Annotated in this window: 19 protein-coding genes; all 19 read left to right on the forward strand. The window is 44.8% G+C overall.

Going from position 1 to position 18,746, the window contains the following annotated elements:
• The first annotated feature begins 126 nt into the window (after positions 1-126).
• The gene (locus ACFPXP_RS17480) at positions 127-2,376 is read left to right on the forward strand and encodes a stalk domain-containing protein (protein ID WP_379895657.1); all 2,250 of its coding nucleotides are present in this window, start codon (positions 127-129) and stop codon (positions 2,374-2,376) included.
• Between the two features lie 178 nt (positions 2,377-2,554).
• Positions 2,555-3,715, forward strand: coding sequence for a sensor histidine kinase (locus ACFPXP_RS17485; RefSeq protein WP_379895658.1), 1,161 nt, complete (start codon positions 2,555-2,557; stop codon positions 3,713-3,715).
• Complete coding sequence (locus ACFPXP_RS17490) at positions 3,693-4,436, forward strand: response regulator (RefSeq protein WP_379895659.1); 744 nt, start codon at positions 3,693-3,695, stop codon at positions 4,434-4,436. Before ACFPXP_RS17485 ends, ACFPXP_RS17490 begins: the two co-directional genes overlap by 23 nt.
• A 125-nt stretch (positions 4,437-4,561) precedes the next feature.
• Positions 4,562-4,957, forward strand: a complete 396-nt coding sequence (locus ACFPXP_RS17495; protein ID WP_379895660.1) for a hypothetical protein — start codon at positions 4,562-4,564, stop codon at positions 4,955-4,957.
• Between the two features lie 154 nt (positions 4,958-5,111).
• Positions 5,112-7,022, forward strand: a complete 1,911-nt coding sequence (locus tag ACFPXP_RS17500) for a DEAD/DEAH box helicase (RefSeq protein WP_379895662.1) — start codon at positions 5,112-5,114, stop codon at positions 7,020-7,022.
• Complete coding sequence (locus ACFPXP_RS17505; RefSeq protein WP_379895663.1) at positions 6,997-7,728, forward strand: ComF family protein; 732 nt, start codon at positions 6,997-6,999, stop codon at positions 7,726-7,728. Before ACFPXP_RS17500 ends, ACFPXP_RS17505 begins: the two co-directional genes overlap by 26 nt.
• Positions 7,729-7,867: 139 nt before the next feature.
• Positions 7,868-8,281, forward strand: a complete 414-nt coding sequence (locus ACFPXP_RS17510) for a flagellar protein (protein ID WP_379895664.1) — start codon at positions 7,868-7,870, stop codon at positions 8,279-8,281.
• A gap of 104 nt (positions 8,282-8,385) precedes the next feature.
• Entirely contained in the window at positions 8,386-8,661 is a 276-nt protein-coding gene (gene flgM / locus ACFPXP_RS17515) for a flagellar biosynthesis anti-sigma factor FlgM (RefSeq protein ID WP_379895665.1), read from the forward strand.
• A 5-nt stretch (positions 8,662-8,666) separates the two neighbouring features.
• Entirely contained in the window at positions 8,667-9,167 is a 501-nt protein-coding gene (locus ACFPXP_RS17520) for a flagellar protein FlgN (RefSeq protein ID WP_379895666.1), read from the forward strand.
• Between the two features lie 33 nt (positions 9,168-9,200).
• Positions 9,201-10,757, forward strand: a complete 1,557-nt coding sequence (gene flgK, locus ACFPXP_RS17525; RefSeq protein WP_379895667.1) for a flagellar hook-associated protein FlgK — start codon at positions 9,201-9,203, stop codon at positions 10,755-10,757.
• A gap of 30 nt (positions 10,758-10,787) precedes the next feature.
• On the forward strand, positions 10,788-11,690 hold the full coding sequence (flgL, locus tag ACFPXP_RS17530) for a flagellar hook-associated protein FlgL (protein WP_379895668.1): 903 nt from the start codon (positions 10,788-10,790) through the stop codon (positions 11,688-11,690).
• Between the two features lie 14 nt (positions 11,691-11,704).
• The gene (locus ACFPXP_RS17535) at positions 11,705-12,271 is read left to right on the forward strand and encodes a DUF6470 family protein (protein WP_379895669.1); all 567 of its coding nucleotides are present in this window, start codon (positions 11,705-11,707) and stop codon (positions 12,269-12,271) included.
• A 102-nt stretch (positions 12,272-12,373) separates the two neighbouring features.
• The gene (gene fliW, locus ACFPXP_RS17540; RefSeq protein ID WP_379895670.1) at positions 12,374-12,835 is read left to right on the forward strand and encodes a flagellar assembly protein FliW; all 462 of its coding nucleotides are present in this window, start codon (positions 12,374-12,376) and stop codon (positions 12,833-12,835) included.
• On the forward strand, positions 12,819-13,061 hold the full coding sequence (gene csrA / locus ACFPXP_RS17545) for a carbon storage regulator CsrA (RefSeq protein ID WP_379895671.1): 243 nt from the start codon (positions 12,819-12,821) through the stop codon (positions 13,059-13,061). The genes fliW and csrA overlap by 17 nt, the downstream gene beginning before the upstream one ends.
• A gap of 207 nt (positions 13,062-13,268) precedes the next feature.
• The gene (locus ACFPXP_RS17550; protein ID WP_379895672.1) at positions 13,269-14,114 is read left to right on the forward strand and encodes a flagellin N-terminal helical domain-containing protein; all 846 of its coding nucleotides are present in this window, start codon (positions 13,269-13,271) and stop codon (positions 14,112-14,114) included.
• Positions 14,115-14,272: 158 nt separating this feature from the next.
• Positions 14,273-14,866: a hypothetical protein gene (locus tag ACFPXP_RS17555; protein ID WP_379895674.1), complete on the forward strand. Its 594-nt coding sequence runs from the start codon at positions 14,273-14,275 to the stop codon at positions 14,864-14,866.
• Positions 14,853-16,706: a motility associated factor glycosyltransferase family protein gene (locus ACFPXP_RS17560; RefSeq protein ID WP_379895675.1), complete on the forward strand. Its 1,854-nt coding sequence runs from the start codon at positions 14,853-14,855 to the stop codon at positions 16,704-16,706. Before ACFPXP_RS17555 ends, ACFPXP_RS17560 begins: the two co-directional genes overlap by 14 nt.
• A gap of 18 nt (positions 16,707-16,724) precedes the next feature.
• Positions 16,725-17,735 (forward strand): SDR family NAD(P)-dependent oxidoreductase, encoded by a 1,011-nt coding sequence (locus ACFPXP_RS17565; protein WP_379895676.1) that lies wholly within the window; start codon positions 16,725-16,727, stop codon positions 17,733-17,735.
• A gap of 21 nt (positions 17,736-17,756) precedes the next feature.
• The gene (locus tag ACFPXP_RS17570) at positions 17,757-18,683 is read left to right on the forward strand and encodes a hypothetical protein (RefSeq protein ID WP_379895677.1); all 927 of its coding nucleotides are present in this window, start codon (positions 17,757-17,759) and stop codon (positions 18,681-18,683) included.
• Positions 18,684-18,746 lie beyond the last annotated feature (63 nt).

The raw sequence follows: 18,746 nt of genomic DNA on the forward strand, positions 1-18,746 counted from the left end.
TCTTTCCTCATACCGCTTCCCCCTGATGCTAGAATTACCAGTTCTATGATATCTTAATAGGAAGGGTATGGTAAGTTTTGTTCATTCTTATTTAGCGGAATCCGTTGATTCTAGTTTAGCGGTTACATGGGACCCAGTGTCAGCGAAGGTACGGTGATTACAAGCCCGATTAAACTGCAGGGTCTATACACGTTCGGTATTAATCAGAACAATAAACCTGTGATCGATATGTATACGTTCCAAGGTCAGATTACGGCTGCGAACGGCAGCATGTTCCCTTTGGAGGGAATTAATCAGACGTATTACTGGGTATCTAAAACAGAACACAGCCATCAAAACAAAATCTACTTGTACACATCCGCTTGGGGCAGCAAAGATCGGGGTAATGACGGAGCAACCACCCCAACGGAAGTGCTGATTCGGAACGGAATCATCGAACAGATCTCCATCGGCCAGAAGCTGGACATGCTCGTGCCGGAGGACGGATACATTCTGCGTGCGGCAGGTACAGCGAAGACTTATGTAGAGCAGAACCTGAAGGTAGGCGATCCGATCCACATCGATTACAGCATGCAGTCTACGAATCCGAACAATACGGAAGACCCGACAACCTTTAAAATGCTGATCGGCGGCCATACCATTTTGGTGAAGGATGGTCAAGCCGCGCAGTACTCTCGGGATGTTTCCGGTATTGGAGGGAATCGTTCCAGAACAGGTGTAGGATATACCCAGGATCGCCGGTACGTGTACCTCATAACAGCGGACCACTCGGCTGACAGCGCTGGACTTACGGTATCTGAATTCCAGCGTCTCATGCTGAAACTGGGGATCTATCAAGGGATTAATCTTGATGGCGGAGGTTCGACGCAGCTTGTGTCCCGTCCGTTGGGTGCTGTCAATCCGGTACTGGTTAATACGACAGAGTTTGGTGGACAGCGGCAGATCGTGAACGGAATCGGGGTTTACTCTACTGCACCGCAGGGGACGGTGAAGGGAATATTCGTTGATGGTACGGACGTATTGTTTATTGGTGAGAAGGCAAGCTTCAGCCTGCGCGCATACGACCAGTATTACAACCCGATGAGTATAGGGACGGATCAAGTGAAGTGGAGCGTGAAGAATGGTGTCGGGGCGTTCGCGAATGGTGAGTTTGTAGCCGTAGGTAAAGGAACAGAAACGATTAGTGCTGTTTCAGGAAATGCCAAAGCGACGAAGGAAGTCCGCATCATCGGCAGTGAAGAAGTGCAAAGCCTGCAGCTCTCGCTGGGGCAGACCGTCATGGTGACTCCGGGGACGACGATTCCGCTGACGGCGGAAGCGGTACTTCAGGACGGTAGTAAGCGATCTGTACCGTTAACGTCGCTGGAATGGGAGTTTAGAGGATTCCAAGGAGCGTTAGGGGAGCAGGGAATTGACGTTCAATCGGTGAACGGAACAGGTACGGCACAAATCATTGCCAGATACGACGGATTTAGTACGATGCTGACACTTCACTCCGGAGAAGACCGGTTGTTCGCGGATTTTGATACGAAGCAGCTCGCTCCGGCAGTGAAGGTAACTCCAACAGAAATAAGGGGTGCCGTAACCACGGCTCAAGTAGGTGGAAGCAGCGGCAACGCGCTGCGAATTGATTATGACTTTACGGAAGGCGCCGGCACGAAAGCTGTCTACGCTGCGTTTAATAATGATCTTGGCGTTGCTGTAGAGGGCGAGCCAATGCAGATGAAGATGGATTTGTACGGAGATAACAGCTATAACTGGGTAAGAGCGATCGTCGTCGATGCGAATGGCAAAGAGCAGTATGTTGATTTTACGAGAAATGTAAATTGGACAGGCTGGCAGACGGTAACGGCAGATCTAACTCCGCTGGATTTGGCTTATCCGATCAAGCTGAAGCGTATTTATGTCGTCAATCCAGAAGATGGACAGGATGAACGCGCTGCTGTCGGAAGTATGGCGATAGACAATATCAAGTTCCAGTATCCGGTGGAACGTGCACAAGCATCGTATTCTACGGTATACTTTAAAGTAGGAAGTAAAGAAATGAACGTGGACGGCATAGCTATGAAGGTAGATCAAGCTCCGATCGTGAATAACTACAACACAATGATTCCGATCCGCTTCATAGTGGATGCCTTGGGCGGAGAAGTGATTTGGAACAATCAGGCGAAGAAGCTGACGATCATTAAAGGGGACAGCTTGATAGACATGTGGCTGGATAACCCGGAAATGATTTATAACGGGAAGCGGGTGACCGCACCGATTGCTCCGCAGGCAATGAATGGCAGAACAATGGTGCCGCTTCGTTTCATTGCGGAAACATTAGGCTGGAAGGTCGGATGGGACCAGAAGACTAACTCGATCACCCTCCAGTAAATAGGGCTAAATGCTTAATTACCAGATTCCATATTATGCTAGTATAATGTAGTGGTTGCATTTGAATTCGTAAAACCATATAGCAATCATTCACGAAAAGGGTATGCCGAACATTTTCTAAAACTATAAAAATTGGAATAAATAGACTATAATAGTTGATATGGAGGAGACGGGCGCAGTGAATTTTCAGTCGGACGCAATAGACCGCATTTTTAAAAATGCACTGGAAGTCATGGATCAAAGCAAATATCAAATCTTTGAAATTTGCGAAAGCGCCCGCTCTGAACTGGATAGTTTAAACAAAGAATTGGCACAGGTTACGGAAGAAGCATACAGCGCCATGGATAAAGTGGATGAGCTGGAGAAGAAATTCAAGCTGGCGAGAATCCGTTTGTCAGAGGTGAGCAGAGATTTCGGCCGCTACAAGGAACAGGATATTAAACAGGCCTACGAGGCTGCGACCCAAATTCAAATGGAAATTCTGCTTTATCGGGAGAAGGAGGCTAATTTAAGAGCCCGCCGGGACGATTTGCAGAAGCGGATCCGCAATGTCGATAAGACGATTGAAAAAGCGGAAACCGTTGCCTCTCAATTAAATGTGGTGCTGGAGTACTTATCCGGCGACCTGGAGCAAGTCACCCGAATTATCGAGTCGGCGAGAAACCGGCAGATCATGGGCCTCAAGATTACACTCGCACAGGAAGAAGAAAGAAAAAGAATTGCCCGGGAAATCCACGACGGCATTGCTCAATCGATGGCCAATCTCATCCTTCGGACGGAGATCACCGAGCGCATGCTGATGAAGGAACAATACGAGCTGGTGAAAGAAGAAGTAGCGGATCTGAAGACGCAGGTGCGCAGCAATTTGGAAGAGGTTCGCAAAATGATCTTTAACCTAAGGCCGATGGCTCTAGATGACCTGGGTCTGGTTCCGACACTTCACAAGTTCGTGCAGGATTTTGAGGATAAGTATAAGATTCGTGCCCGTTTTGAACTGTATGGCAAAGAAGCTAGACTGCCTTCAGCGATGGAAGTGGCGATATACAGGGTCGTGCAGGAATCACTCTCTAATGTTCTCAAGCATTCCAAGGCAACCTCTGTCGAAGTCAGTCTTACGTTTCAATCCGATGCCGTTCTATTATTCATTCAGGATAATGGAGTCGGGTTCGATCCTAGCATCATTGGAAAGAAGCTGCGGGAAGGCGAGAACTTCGGTTTAATGGGGATGAAGGAGCGCATTGAGCTGCTCGAGGGTACTTTCGAAATTGAATCCGAAGTGGATGCGGGTACGAAATTGAAAATCATGGTTCCTATAAATGATAGTTTGGGGAAGGAGTGAGTTTGTGATTACATCTGTAGAGAAGAAGGTCAAACTGCTTATTGCGGATGACCATGCATTATTTAGAGAAGGTTTAAAGCGTATTTTGAATATGGAAGATGATTTCGAAGTTGTCGGTGAATGCGGTGACGGTATTCAAGTGGTGGAGCAGTGTAACCAGCTGCTTCCGGATGTCGTGCTCATGGATATTAATATGCCGATTGAAAATGGTGTAGGCGCTACGGAGAAGCTGCGCAATATTTTCCCGCAAGTGAAGGTCATTATTTTATCGATTCATGATGACGAGAGCTATGTGTTCGAAACATTGCGTAAAGGGGCTTCCGGTTATTTGCTGAAGGATATGGAAGCAAACGAGCTGATTAATGCCATTCGAACCGTCGTTCAAGGTCATGCGTATATTCATCCTAAAGTGACTGGCAAGCTGATCAATCAATTAAGAAGAATGACATACATGGGAGAAGACGATGTGGCGGCCGCATCTCAGCAGGTACAGGAAGCCGGCGCAAGATACGTGGCGGAGGAAAGCCCGCTAACCCGCAGAGAAGCCGAGGTACTCAGGCTCATGTCGGAAGGCAAGAGCAACAAGGTCATCGGTGAATGCCTGTTCATAAGTGAGAAAACGGTAAAAAATCACGTGAGCAGCATTCTTCAAAAAATGGAGGTTGATGATCGCACGCAGGCGGTCATTAATGCGATTAAAATCGGCTGGGTTACGATCTAACGTTCTATAAATTCGTTTTTACTATTGGTCCGGCATAGAACAATTGGAAGAAGCACAGCGCCTTCGAACTGGCACTTCCCTCTCCCCTGCAGCATATATTGTGTTGTAAAGGGAGGTTGAGCCTCATGATCGAAGGATTAGTTTGGATCATTGTTTTATACGGCTCCGCGATAGTGACCGTTCACCTTATACATCGGGTATCCCAAGGCCGTACGAAAGCCCGAAGCCATTATATATTATGGGTCAAAGACAAGCAGCTGCAGATGGAATGGATCCTTCGATCCATTCAGATGTGGCACTGGATGAGGGGACGGCAGTTTATAGTGACCATTGTGAGCGAGGACGCATCACGCGAGACGATGGATATTGCAGCCAAACTGCTGCACCGCTGGGGCATTGAGCATCGGATGATACAGCCGGAATTGGCGCTCGTGGAGACACTTATGCGTGAAGATGAACATACCGTTGAAATTCACCTTGAGCCGGTAGAAGATTTGAAGCGGTTGCAGCTGTTTTATTGATCGAATCATAGCGAGATCTAATTTCATAATGGAATCCAATTCATTCAGTATTTTATTCATCGTTGGAATGGATTCACTGCGTTGAAAAGGCGTGAAGCACACCCCGGTTAAATCCGCAGAGGTGTGTTTTTTTGTGCTTGAGAGGAGGGGGAACATGAAAGCAAGCTTGTACGAAGTCGTGACGGTTCAAGGTGCTGCCCAGGTCGTACCAACGCTGCATTTGGCATCGGATCTGGCCGTATGGTTGGCGAAGCCTGAAGTGAAGGGGCTGCGGCTCCTGTGTGACAGCCTATCCTGGAGCAGGGCATGGAAGCAGGCAAATGCAGGAGAGGCAGCAGAGGCAGCGACTTTTAAACAGCGACGCATTCCATTCTGGGACAAGGTGCGATTCCATCCGTCCCAGGATGAAGAGAAGACGGCGGAGCCTTCGGCAGCAGTCGATGAGGCAGCTTCTTGGTATACGCTATCCAATGTGCCAAGGGAGAGAATCGGACTTTCCGGAGCGCAGAAGGCCGTTTGCAGAAAGATGGCGAGGCTTATGCAGGGGCGTTCCCTATTTCCAGAAGAATTTAAACGGCTCCTGCAGGATCACGATTTAATCGACGAAGCGGAGGAATGGCAGCGCTGGACTCAACTACTGTACTTGACAGGAGCGGTTAGGCTGGCATGCGGTATCCATGATGGAGTGAACGGGAAGGGCGTGTCTATCTGCAGGAAGCTGTTTCGCAGGATAAAAGGTACGGCCCATCATGGGGGGCCTTACTGCTTAAGATGCGGATCGTCTGGTGATGATTTACAGCGGACGCCTTGCGCTGCTTGCGGGGACGCATGCTGGTACTGCAAGGGGTGCTTGACAATGGGCAGAAGCCGAAGCTGTTCGGTGCTAATCATCGGAAACAGCCTGCCAGCTTCACAGCACGGACAAGCTGTCCCCGTCCAGATGAGAAGCTTGGAATCATGGGGGCTAAGTCCTGCACAGACGGAAGCAGTTCAGAGCGGTCTGGCATTTATTGAACGGACCGCGGCCTTATCTGATAAGGCGAAAGTAAAAACCCCCATTCCAGGATTCCTGATTTGGGCGGTAACGGGAGCGGGTAAGACTGAGATGATTTATCCGTTGATTGAGGCAGTCCTTTCAACAGGCGGGCGGGTGGCCGTGGCGACTCCCCGGAGAGATGTCGTACTCGAGCTGTCTCCGAGGATGAACAAGGCGTTTCCCGCCGTAAACATTGCGACGTTATATGGCGGAAGTGACGAGGGATGGTTATGGGCGGATCTCATATTGGCTACGACGCATCAGCTGCTCCGTTTTGAACAAGCATTCGAGCTGGTCATTATCGACGAATTGGATGCGTTCCCGTACCATAACGATCCTAAGCTTGCTTATGCAGCTCGTAAATCGTTAAAGCCGGACGGCAAAATGATATTTCTGTCCGCCACCCCGCCGAAAGAGCTTCAGCGTCAAGTTAAGCGAGGAGTGCTGGACCATGTTAGGGTGCCTGTCCGTTTTCACAGGTATCCTCTGCCTGTGCCTATGCATTATACCATTCCAGCGGTTAAACAATGGTGTGGTGGACGCCAGATACCGGATCAATTGAAACGCATGCTTCATATGTCGGTAGACAGGGGGGCGCAGGTTTTCGTGTTTGTGGCTGCGATTCGGCTTGTTGAACCGGTGGTGGGTTCGCTAAGGCGGGTATTTCCACACATTAGGGTAGAAGGCACTTCCTCTGTCGACCAGCACCGGGGGGACAAGGTCATGGAGTTCCGTGAAAGCCATTCTCGGATTTTGGTCACGACGACAATATTGGAACGAGGCGTAACCATCCCGAAAAGTGATGTGTTCATTTTGGATGCGGACAGCTCATTATTCGATGAGGCGTCGCTTGTTCAGATGGCGGGAAGAGCCGGGCGGTCTCCTCTGGATCCTCAAGGCAAGGTATACTTTTTCTCCAGTGCTAGAACAAGATCACAGCAGGGAGCGGTAAGGCAAATTGAACGAATGAATCAGATTGCGGCGAAGAAAGGATATTTGCGCAATGAAGATATGGAAAGCACTGTTTGAGGGGCAGACAATCACTTGTATGGGCTGCGGCGCCTCGCTGTCAGAATCGATTCACGGTCTGTGCAGGCGGTGTGCATCGAATATTCCATGGCTTAGCGAATTGAAGTGCAGAATCTGCGGAAGAGATATGGACTGTCCGGATTGTGCTGGAATTCGCCGCCAAGGCTTTATTTGCAATCGCAGTGCTGTCCGCTACGAGGAGCCTATTATCGATTGGATGGCCCGATATAAATATAGAGGCGATGAACAGCTATCCGCCTTATTCGGGGATTTGCTGCAGCTTGCGTGGAAACGGCTGACGCATGATATTCCCAAACTGCGAGGCTTGCCTGTGGCCGTGACCTATATTCCTCTCAGCCAAGAAAGGGCGATGGAACGCGGATTTAACCAGACGGAGCAAATGGCTCAGAGGCTCTCGTCTCTTCAAGGATTTAAAGTGTTTGAATTGCTTAAGAGGGTTAGACATACGGAGAAACAAAGCTTCAAAAGCAGAACGGAACGCGCTGAATCGCTGAAGCATGTGTTCGGTTTAAACAGAGAGGAAGCGGGACGTCTTTATCATTGGGCATCGAAGCAGAAAAAACAGCCGGTCATCGTGATGATCGATGATATCTATACGACGGGAAGCACATTGAGAGAAGCCTCAAATGTCGTTCGCGGCAGCATTCCGCTCCCCATTTTTTGCCTGACAGCCGCAAGATCCTAGGCATACCAAACAAAGTTACCCCTTTTCAAAAGGACAAGGCATGGATTATAATATAGCTTAATTCAGAATGTGGGAATTCGACATTAAGTGCATGTCGATTTCTGTGGATATTAAAAACATCCTGATAGGAGGAGCCGGTATGAACTTGATGGCGGCCAATTGCCCGAGATGCGGACGCTTATACAATAAAGGTTTTGGTGACGTGTGCGGCATGTGCCGCCAGGAGATCGAAAAGCAGTACGAGGCTTGCCTGCATTATTTGAGAAAAAATAAAGGCTGCAACATTTATGAATTAAGCGAAGCGACGGAAGTTCCAGTCAAGCAGATCACGAAGTTCGTTCGAGAAGGCAGGATTTCGATTGTCGATGCTCCGAATATGGGAATTCCATGTGAAGTGTGCGGCACGCTGATCCACAGCGGTACCATGTGCGATAATTGCAGAAACAGGCTTACCAAGGATATGCAGCGCATGACGACGGGTCAAGCGAGGTCATCTGATGCTCAAGAAGCTGCGCAGCCTGTAAACTATAACATTCGCCAAAACAAAGAGTAGCTCGATTAGTAGATATTGACTATAAAGTTTCTACATAGACTAACCGATATTATCAATAATGATAATTCGGTTTTTTTATTTGTGGAAATCGAGGTGGGATAACGATGAAAATCAATGACATACAACGAACCGGTGCGGTTCAACGCTATCAGCAGAACATGGCCGTGAGCAGCGGCGCGGCAGCAAAGGGCAAACAGAAAGATTCGATTCATATTTCTTCAGAAGCCAAAGAGCTTCTGCAAGGGACGAGGTCTCCGGAGCGGGCTGAGAAGCTTGAGCAGCTTAAAGAAGCGGTGAGCAGCGGAACTTATCAAGTCGATGCGGGTAAAGTAGCGGAGAAAATGCTGGGCTATTTTAAAAATCCATACCAGAACGGGTGAACCACATGACGATACAGCCGGTATTGGAACAACTTGAACGTTTGTATGATCTGCACGTGCACTTGGTGGAATTAGCGGATCAAAAGAAAGAAGCGCTGATTCATAATCGGATCGAAGAGCTGAACGGTATTGTGAATCGCGAGAGCAAGCTTGTGAAGCAAGTTGCTCAAGCCGATATGGAACGTGCGCAGCGAATAGATGAATACATGAAAGGACGCGGGCTGCCGGTAACGGTCGGGATCACGATCAGCCAGCTTTCGAAATTCATCTTTCAACAGGAAGAAAAGCAGCAGCTGTTAGGGTGCCAGGAGAAGCTGGTTCAGGTCATCGCACAGCTCAAGGAGAAGAATCAACTGAACCAGCAGCTGATTCGGCAGTCGCTCAGCTTTGTGAATTACTCCTTGGATATGCTCGTTGGTGCGGAGGAAGATGAGGCAGTGTACCATAATCCGGCAGCGCAGCAGAAGGACAGCAAACGGAAAAGTTTATTTGATACGCGGGCATAGATGGATTCGATTTAGATAGAAGGATGTGTAAACATGAGATCAACCTTTCACACATTAGAGACGGCGCTGAGAAGCTTAAATACGCAGCAAGCGGCATTGTCCACCACCGGCCATAATATTGCGAACGCGAACACGAAAGGCTATTCGAGACAAGTCGTCAATATGCAGACTTCGATTCCGATCGAAGCCTACGGAATGACACACAGCGCAATTCCTGGACAATTGGGTACTGGAGTTGAGTTTAGTTCGATTACTCGGATTCGGGAACAATTTTTGGATCATCAATATTGGAATGAAAATAAATCGTTAGGCAGTTGGGAAGTGCAGTTGGATACACTACAGAAGCTTGAAGGTATCGTAAACGAGCCTTCTGACACAGGACTGAGATCCGTCTTGGATAAATTTTGGGAATCATGGTCCATTTTGAGCAATAATCCAGAGGATATCACGGGGCGTAAGCTCGTTCGTGAAAATGCGATCGCATTAGCAAACACCTTCAATTTAACTAGTAAACAATTGACGGATTTGCAGAACGATCTAACACAGAATATTGAAGTGAAAGCAACAGAGATTAATGATATCGCAAGTTCTATTGCAGATTTGAATAAGCAGATCCAGAAGATTGAAGGATTCGGGGATAATGCCAATGATTTGCGGGATCAAAGGGACTTATTAGTGGACCAGCTTTCTAAAGTAGCTAACGTAACAGTGCAGGAAACACCGCAGGGTTATGATGTTGCTATTGGTGGGATCACCCTAGTACAAGGACAAACGGCTACCGCAATCGACTCTGCTGTATTGGTAGGTGCATACGGCTCCGGCGACCTCGGTAGCGGTGAAGTTTATGGAATGATAAAGTCCAGAGATGGTTATGTGGCGGATTACATCAATCAATTGAATACTATGGCCAATACAATCGCGAACGGAGATATTACGATAACATTACCTGAAGGTTCAGTGCTCCCGGATGGAGTGACATTGAATGGAGTATCCGGTACATTAACAAGTGATCTTACGGTTACGATTAAGGGACTCAATGAACTGCATAAACTAGGCTATACGTTATCTGATCCGGTTCAGACAGGCGTGGATTTCTTTGTTGCGGGAGATGGCTCAGGAACGATTACCGCAGCCAACTTTTCACTTAATTCGATCATAGATGCTGATCCGAATCGGATTGCGGCTTCACTAAGAACGGAAGATGACGGTAGCGGGAACAAGAAAGTAATTAAAGGGAACAACACCTTGGCAACTCTGATATCACAGCTGAGAGAAACGAAGTTTAGGTTCCAAGGTACGGGTGGTACCAATTCAGTGATAAGTAACGGAACGATCGATGACTACTTCACATCCATCGTAGGACAGCTGGGTGTTCAGAGTGCCGAGGCAGAACGTCAGCAGAGCAATCAGCAGGTGATTGTGGATCAAGTAGATGTCCGCAGACAATCGGTCAGCGGTGTTTCGTTAGATGAAGAGATGGCTAACATGATAAAGTTCCAACATGCTTATAACGCAGCAGCTAGAGTAATGACAACGGTAGATGAATTGTTAGATAAAATCATAAACGGTATGGGTGTCGTAGGAAGATAAATAATATAATACATGAATTGAGGTGAGGAAATGCCTGTAAGAGTAACGCAAAGCATGATGAATATGCAGCTGGTTCGAAGCCTAAGTAATAACATGCGCAGAATGGATGAGTGGAACACGCAACTTACGACCGGTCGGAAAATTAACAAGCCGTCCGATGATCCGGTTGGAATCACCTATAGTCTTCGTTACCGCAGCGATCTCGCAGCGAATGAACAGTATCAGACCAATGTAGATAATTCCTTATCATATTTAGAATATTCGGATAAAATGCTATCTCAGGCCGGCGACGTTTTGCAAAGGTTGAATGAATTAGCGGTGAAGGCTTCGAACGGTACCAATCCGCAATCCGCTTTAGATGCGATTAAATCCGAGGTAGATGAGCTCAAGAAGCAGATGTTGGACATTGCAAACAGTCAATTGAATGGGAAATATATTTTTAATGGTCAAAAGACCGATATTAAGCCATATGCGGATGAAGCTACTGCGAGCAGTGTAGTGACCGACCCGTATTTAGTGAAGCTTGAAATTAGTCAAGGTGTAGAAATGGCTACGAATATTACGGGTAATGACGTTTTTGGGTTGACAACAGATAATGACAACGTATTTAAAATTATGGATGAATTATCTACTGCTTTATCAGATCCAGCTGATTTTGATGCGATCAATGACTCAATTGGTAAAATTGAAACAAGAATGAATCAATTTCTAGGTGTTCGTGCGGACTTAGGTGCGAGGATCAACCGTGTAGAGTTGGTTCAGACCAGACTTGAAGATATTAATTTAAACCTCAAGTCATTGCAATCCAAAACAGAAGATGCAGATGTTGCCGAAGTGTATACGAATTTAACGATGGCGGAAAATGTATACCAAGCATCCTTATCGGTGGGTGCTAAGCTGATTCAGCCTACATTGGTTGATTTTCTGAGATAAATCGGTGGTGACATATGACTATTCCTCAGATTCAAATACAGCAGCAATTTGCTAAGATCAGTATTGATCCCAATTTGGGTCATTATGAGATGAAACAAAACCATCAAACTTTATCACTGAAAACAACGGGGCCTCGTCTTGAAATTCATTCGCCGTCCGGGGAATTGCATATTAATCAAGATCGGGTATGGGATGCGATGGCGCTCGGTGATCATTTGAAGGTCATGAAGCGATTGTATGATCAAGCCGAGAGTATAGCACTGCAAGGTATTGCGCGGAGAGTACAAGAAGGGGACCAGTTGGCTGCAATTCATAAAAAAACCAATGCGATCAAAAATAATGCTATGGATGCATTTGCACCGATGGCAGCACCTAGAATCTCTGGACCAGCTGCTTACGATAATATTGATATCGAGTATATTGCGCGTAAACCTGTGATTGAAGTGCACGCAGGACATGTGGAAAATATGACTCCATGGGTTCGGCCAGAAATTATGTATCACCGAAGAGACGTAGAAATTTCAATGGCTCAATATGCCAAGGTGACGATCATACCGCCACAAATCGACATGAAATTATAATAATGGCGATCGTAGCCGTATAATGAAGCTATGGAGTAAGTTGGAGCGACTCTGTAGCTTTATTTTTGTGGGTAGAATATTTTTAGATTGGAGTTGAGAAGAATGAAATTATTAACCAAACGATTAGGTGAAATTATCTACAAGTCTTCACAAGTAATACGCTTTCCATTAGGTCTGCCCGGTTTTCGCTGTATAAATCAATTTATTATCGTTCCGATTGATGAAGACGTTCCCTTTAGTTACCTGCAGTCTATAGATGATGGGGACATCAGCTTTATTATTACTGACCCTTTCTATTTCTTCCCTGACTATGAGATCAGTTTATCGGAAGAGCTTATTCAAGATTTGCAAATCTTTAATGAGCAAGATGTTCGAATCTATACCATTGTTTCCTCGGATAAAACCATTTCACAAGCAACAACGAATTTGCTTGCTCCCATAGTTATTAATGTACATAAAAATGTTGCAAAGCAGTATGTGATGGCACACAGCAGCTACTCCACAAAGCACAGACTTTTTAGCCAAGCTGCTCCGGGAGGGAAATCCGATGCTAATACTAAGTAGAAAAAAAGGCGAGGCAGTCATGATTGGAGAAGACATTGAAATCATGATTTCGAATGTAGAAGGCGACATCGTTAAGATTGGGATTAATGCTCCAAAGTCCATATCCGTATATCGCAAAGAGGTATATGAAAGTATTCAAAAAAGTAATAGGGAAGCTGTAGATAGTCAAATTTCAACATCAGATTTGGTTGGTATGCTGAAAAAAGGAGAAAATCGCATAAAATAAAGGGTATTGTTCAGTAAAGAAGAGAAAAACAATGGGAAATAAAACATTATGATTAGAAATGGCTAGAAATGGCACTAAACTATTGATCCCAAAAGTACGATATATAAATTAGAGCCGAAATGAGTAGGGCGGCCGACCTATTCGATTGAGGTACATACATTCCGCAAGGAAGCGGGATAAGCAAACATTTCAAGGAGGAAATATCACATGATTATCAACCACAATATTCAAGCTTTAAACACCCACCGTCAACTGGGTATCAACACTGCAAACGCAAGCAAAAACATCGAGAAATTGTCATCCGGTTACCGCATTAACCGTGCGGCTGACGATGCTGCTGGTTTGTCTATCTCTGAAAAAATGAGAGCGCAAATCCGCGGTATGGAACAAGCTTCCCGTAACGCTCAAGACGGAGTCTCCCTTGTGCAAACCGCAGAAGGTGCACTGCAAACAGTTAACGATATGCTCGTTCGTATTAAAGAACTAGCTACTCAAGCTTCCAACGGTACGCTTCAAGATGAAAACCGTGATCGTATTCAAGAAGAAGTTGAAGAGCTTGCGAAAGAAATCGAAAACATTCGTGACAACACGAAATTCAACGGTATTCAATTGTTAGCTGGTAGCGGTGGTACTGGTCTAGCAAGTGGTAAAGTAACACTGCAGATCGGTCAAGAAAAAGCTCAAACATTGGAAATGGATGCTAGCAACTTCTCCTTGTCCGGTGTTGCTACGTATGTAAATGCTTTGGATTTTGGTACTGCTTCCGGTGCAAGAGGTGCTCTTTCCGGTACCGGTGGTATCGACGACCAAATTAAAGAGGTTTCTTCAGCTCGTTCTTACCTAGGTGCGCAGCAAAACCGTCTGGAAATGACAATCAACAACTTGAACACGACAGTTGAGAACTTGACTGCTTCCGAGTCCCGTATTCGTGATGTAGATATGGCGAAAGAAATGATGAACTTTACGAAGAATAACATTCTTACACAAGCTGCTCAATCTATGCTTGCTCAAGCTAACCAAACACCTCAAGGTGTATTGCAGCTGTTAAGATAATAACATTGATAAGTAGAAATGCGAAGGGGTCTCTCACGAGGCCCTTTTTGTTGTCTTGGATATATTTATCTATACACTTTAGAACCCATTTAACCGATAATAAAGACAAAGAAAAACGTGTCAACTTTTGTCGCTAAATGGTTCGGAGGGAATACGATATGCAATTAATATTTCAAGATCAAGTGCTCGTATATCAGGCGGATAAATCAGGACTGGATCAAATGTTTAATGATATTAATGAAAGAATGAAAGAAACCGGTACGATTTTTAGTCATATCATCATCAATGGAGAAGTTGAAGTATATGAAGATCCTTACGAAACAATCCTTGACAAGATTAATTCGATAGAAAAGGTAGAAGCCATCGTTCTTAATGAAAGAGAGTTTATTAACCAGACAATACTCTCATTGCACAATTATCTTCAGCGAGCTGTTCCATCATTAGAATTATTAGTTAATGGATTTTATCCGTCTCCGAATCAGGAAACATGGGAGCAGTTCAATCAGTTTGTTAAAGGTTTCGAGTGGATCCAAAGTGTAGTGCAATTATTACGCTCAAGAGGATACGAGCAAATTTTAGAAGCCGCCGCTTTTTCTGAATTTGTAGAGGAGCTTGAGGAAGCATTACAACAACAGGACTATACGTCAGTAAGCGATTTGCTCAAATATGAAGCAATCCCTGAATATCAGCGTTTGTTAGATTGTGTTCAGATGATTATAGATCAAGAGGTAGTCAGAAATGATACTCACTAATAACGAAGTAATATTGAAGCGGCGTTTCCCGCAAGTATTGGAACAACTGGACAATCATACAAGTTCATCGAACTTTATCGTTAGTGCTCAGCCGTCCAAAATAAATGGGGCATATACCGCTGTAGTTGAGAAGAATGCATCCACCACTTATTTACACAGTAAATATGATCCTATTCACGAAGCGGAGAAAATAATCGAAGCTTATGAAATAGATCAATCAAGCCATGTCTTGTTTTATGGCATTGGTCTGGGTTACCATGTCGAGCAATTCATACAGAGAAATCCAGAAGTGGAAATAACCGTTATCGAACCACATCTTGGTGTATTTGATACACTGGTACGGACGAGGGATGTGCAGTTCCTTGAACATAAGAATATACGAGAATTGATCGTGGACGATCAAAGTGACCTTTTTATCCAGCAAATTTATGAATGGGTAAATCTGGTGAATGGATCTGTTGTTTATATTCCTTTGCCAAGCTACCGCAGATTATTTTCGGAGCATTATGAGCGATTTGAACAGCTGTTTACTAATCTCGCTTCACAGAAAGCATACAACTTGCGAGCGACTCGCATGATGCAAAAGCCGTGGATCATGAATAGTCTCTTGAATATGAAGGACATCTTGTCCACGCCAAACTTTTTGACCATGGACCATTCGGTGTTCAAGGGGAAACCTGCCATCATCGTGTCAGCAGGACCATCCTTAGCAGATGAGATTGAACACTTGAAATATATTAAAAAGAACGGATTAGCTTATATTTTCTCTGCCGGTTCGGCCATTCAAGCGTTGATCGCGAACGGGATAGAACCGGATGCGGCCTTTACATACGATCCAATGAAAAATAATAAAAATGTGTTTCGGACGGTCGTAGAAAAGGGGATCCAATCGATTCCGCTTGTATTTGGCACATCGGTTTATCATGAAACATTGCCGGATTATCCAGGCTCTAAGTTCCATATGGTGATGCAGCAGGACCAAGTGACCCCGATGATGACGGCAAAGTCGAAGCAGGAATTGAATTCCGTGCCGGACGCGGTTTCGATTGCAATCATTATGGTACATGTGATGCAGCGAATCGGATGTAATCCGGTCATCTTTGCAGGACAAAACCTAGGCTATCGGAACAGTCAGTTTTATTCCACTGGGATCGGATACAAGGGCCGTCCAGATACGTTGACGGAACGAGACCGCAAAAATGTAATCTATACGGAAGACGTATATGGCAATCAGATCGAGACGAATGAAGGCTTTGAACGAATGAAGAGTGAGCTTGGTGCCGTGATTGAACGATATGCAGATGACATGACGTTCATAAACACGACCAAGGGCGGGGCTAAGATTGAAAGAGCTCCCTTCATGGATATGGAAAGGGTAATTGAAACGTATTTGGCGGAATCAGGTGTTGTCGATAACACTTGGCAGCAGTGCCTTGATCGTCCATATCGTTTGCAAACGGCTATCGATGCCGTGGTTCAGTTGGCTGAAGAGATCGAATGGCTTGACCGGATGTTCCCATTGATGCTGAAACAGATCGACGAAGCTAATGCAGCAGCTGCAGCCAACGATCAGCAAAAGGTGGACAAGCTCCTGGCCAAATTTGATCACCAGTTTATGAAAATGAAGAAAATGAAGATCTATCTTTCCTTCTTGGAACCGATGAATGCAGCGCAGGTCGAGATGATGGTCAAGAATCTCGAACGGTTCCAGACGGTTGAAGATTATTTTAAGAGAGCGGAAAAAATAATTAGCGAATTTAAAGCGTTTATTTGTAAATGCTTTGACGATTATGAAGAACTGCGCCCGGTTTTGATGATATTAAGATCTCGTCTTGGATGACTTCTGAGGAATAGAGGGATGACATTGCGTTATAAGGGAAAGAAAATATTAATTATCGGCGGTACGGGGACGATAGGTACCCATTTAACCAACCGGCTTCTTCAGGATGAGCCTGAAGTGATCCGTATATTTAGCAGAGATGAGCACAAGCAATGGGAGATGCAGCAGCGGTTGAGCGGACATCGGAATTTGAGGTTCCTTATTGGTGATGTGAGGGACGCGGATCGCGTCCGTCGGGCGATGGAAGACATTGATTATGTGTTCCATCTGGCTGCCATGAAGCATGTCCCTTCTTGTGAGTATAACCCCTTTGAAGCGGTACAGACGAACGTGATCGGTACCCAAAATGTCATTCAAGCCGCGATCGCAGCCAATGTGAAGAAAGTACTGTTTACCAGCACGGATAAAGCGATCTCCCCGACCAACACATACGGGGCAACGAAATTAACCGCAGAACGTTTGATCTCTGCCGCGGAATTTCAGAAGGGTCCGAAAAAGACTATATTTTCTTCCGTAAGATTCGGAAATGTCATGGGCTCCCGAGGATCTGTGATACCGCTATTTAAAAAGCAGATATTAGAGGAAAGACGGGTTACGGTTACCGATCCTGACATGCTTCGATACATGATGACGCCAAGCCAGGCGATTGAGCTGATTCTGAAGGCCAATGAGATGGCTGAAGGTGGAGAAGTGTTTGTGTTGAAGATGCCGGTGATCAGGCTGGGCGATTTGGTGGAAGTGATTATAGAAGAGGTAAAAAATAAGTATTGCATACAAGATTCAGTGCAGATTAATGAAATTGGATTGCGTCCGGGTGAAAAAAGATACGAGGAATTAATGACTGGAGACGAGTACCGGCTCTCAATAGAATATGATGATATGTACATGTTAGTACCCGTGTTCAACAAGTCTAGCAAAAGTGATTCAATTATTAACAAGAAATTGAGTAGTATTCCAACTCTAAATAAACAAAGTGCTATAGCAAAGGAATCAATAAAAAAGTGGTTTGAGGCTGAGAATATTATCTAAACAGTGAGGATGACTCAAGGAATGAAAAGGTATTTACTGTACGGTACAAATACATCTGGTGAGATCGGGGCAAGGTTATTAGAATCTCGGAATAGTGTTGTATGCGGTTGTATAGATCGTAAAGGCGTGATCGTGGGGACCGAGATAGATCAGTCTTTAAATGTCTTTAAAGACAAAGATGACGTTCCATTAGATTTATTACAGAATACTGACGGGGTATTAGTTTGTGTAGGACAAAAAGAAACATCTATCGTAATTGTAGAGAAATTCAAGAATGATCATAGGTATCGGGACCTAATTATTGAATCTTTATTTGAGGATCAATATTTTGAAGATTATATAAAGCTAAAGGTTATGAAAGAAATTTTTTCAGGTAAAGGACCTCTTCATGATTGGGGTTGGTTAAATAGTATTTTGAAAATGGAATGCATTGATCGCCAAGATAATCCGATACCTTGGATAACCTACCCTGCTTTACACTTTTTGGAGAATCGGATTTCTCGCGAAATGACGGTCTTTGAATATGGATCAGGATACAGTACTTTATGGTGGGCGGATAAGGTAAAAGAAGTATATACATGTGAGCATGATTTAAAATGGGAAGCAAAACTTAGAAAGGAAATGCCTATTAACGTAAAAATGCAATATATCGAATTGGATTATGGAGGAGATTATTGTAAAGAAGTTAAAAAATACAAGGGAGAATTTGATGTCGTGATTGTAGATGGAAGGGATAGAGTCAATTGTGCAATGAATGCAATAGATGCATTGAAAGATGATGGAGTCATTATTTGGGATGATACCGAAAGAGAATATTATAATGATGGACAAAAATATCTAGAAGATGAGGGTTTTAATAGACTTGATTTTAAAGGGATGGCTGCTCTTGAATACAGGGAAAAGAGGACGACTATCTTTTATAAAGATATAAATTGCTTGGGTATTTAGTGAATTAACATCAATCTTTTATGAACTTCTTTCTAAAATGAATACAATATAGGATATATCGAT

It is taken from the genome of Marinicrinis lubricantis, assembly GCF_042658665.1.
Lineage (GTDB): Bacteria > Bacillota > Bacilli > Paenibacillales > KCTC-33676 > Marinicrinis > Marinicrinis lubricantis.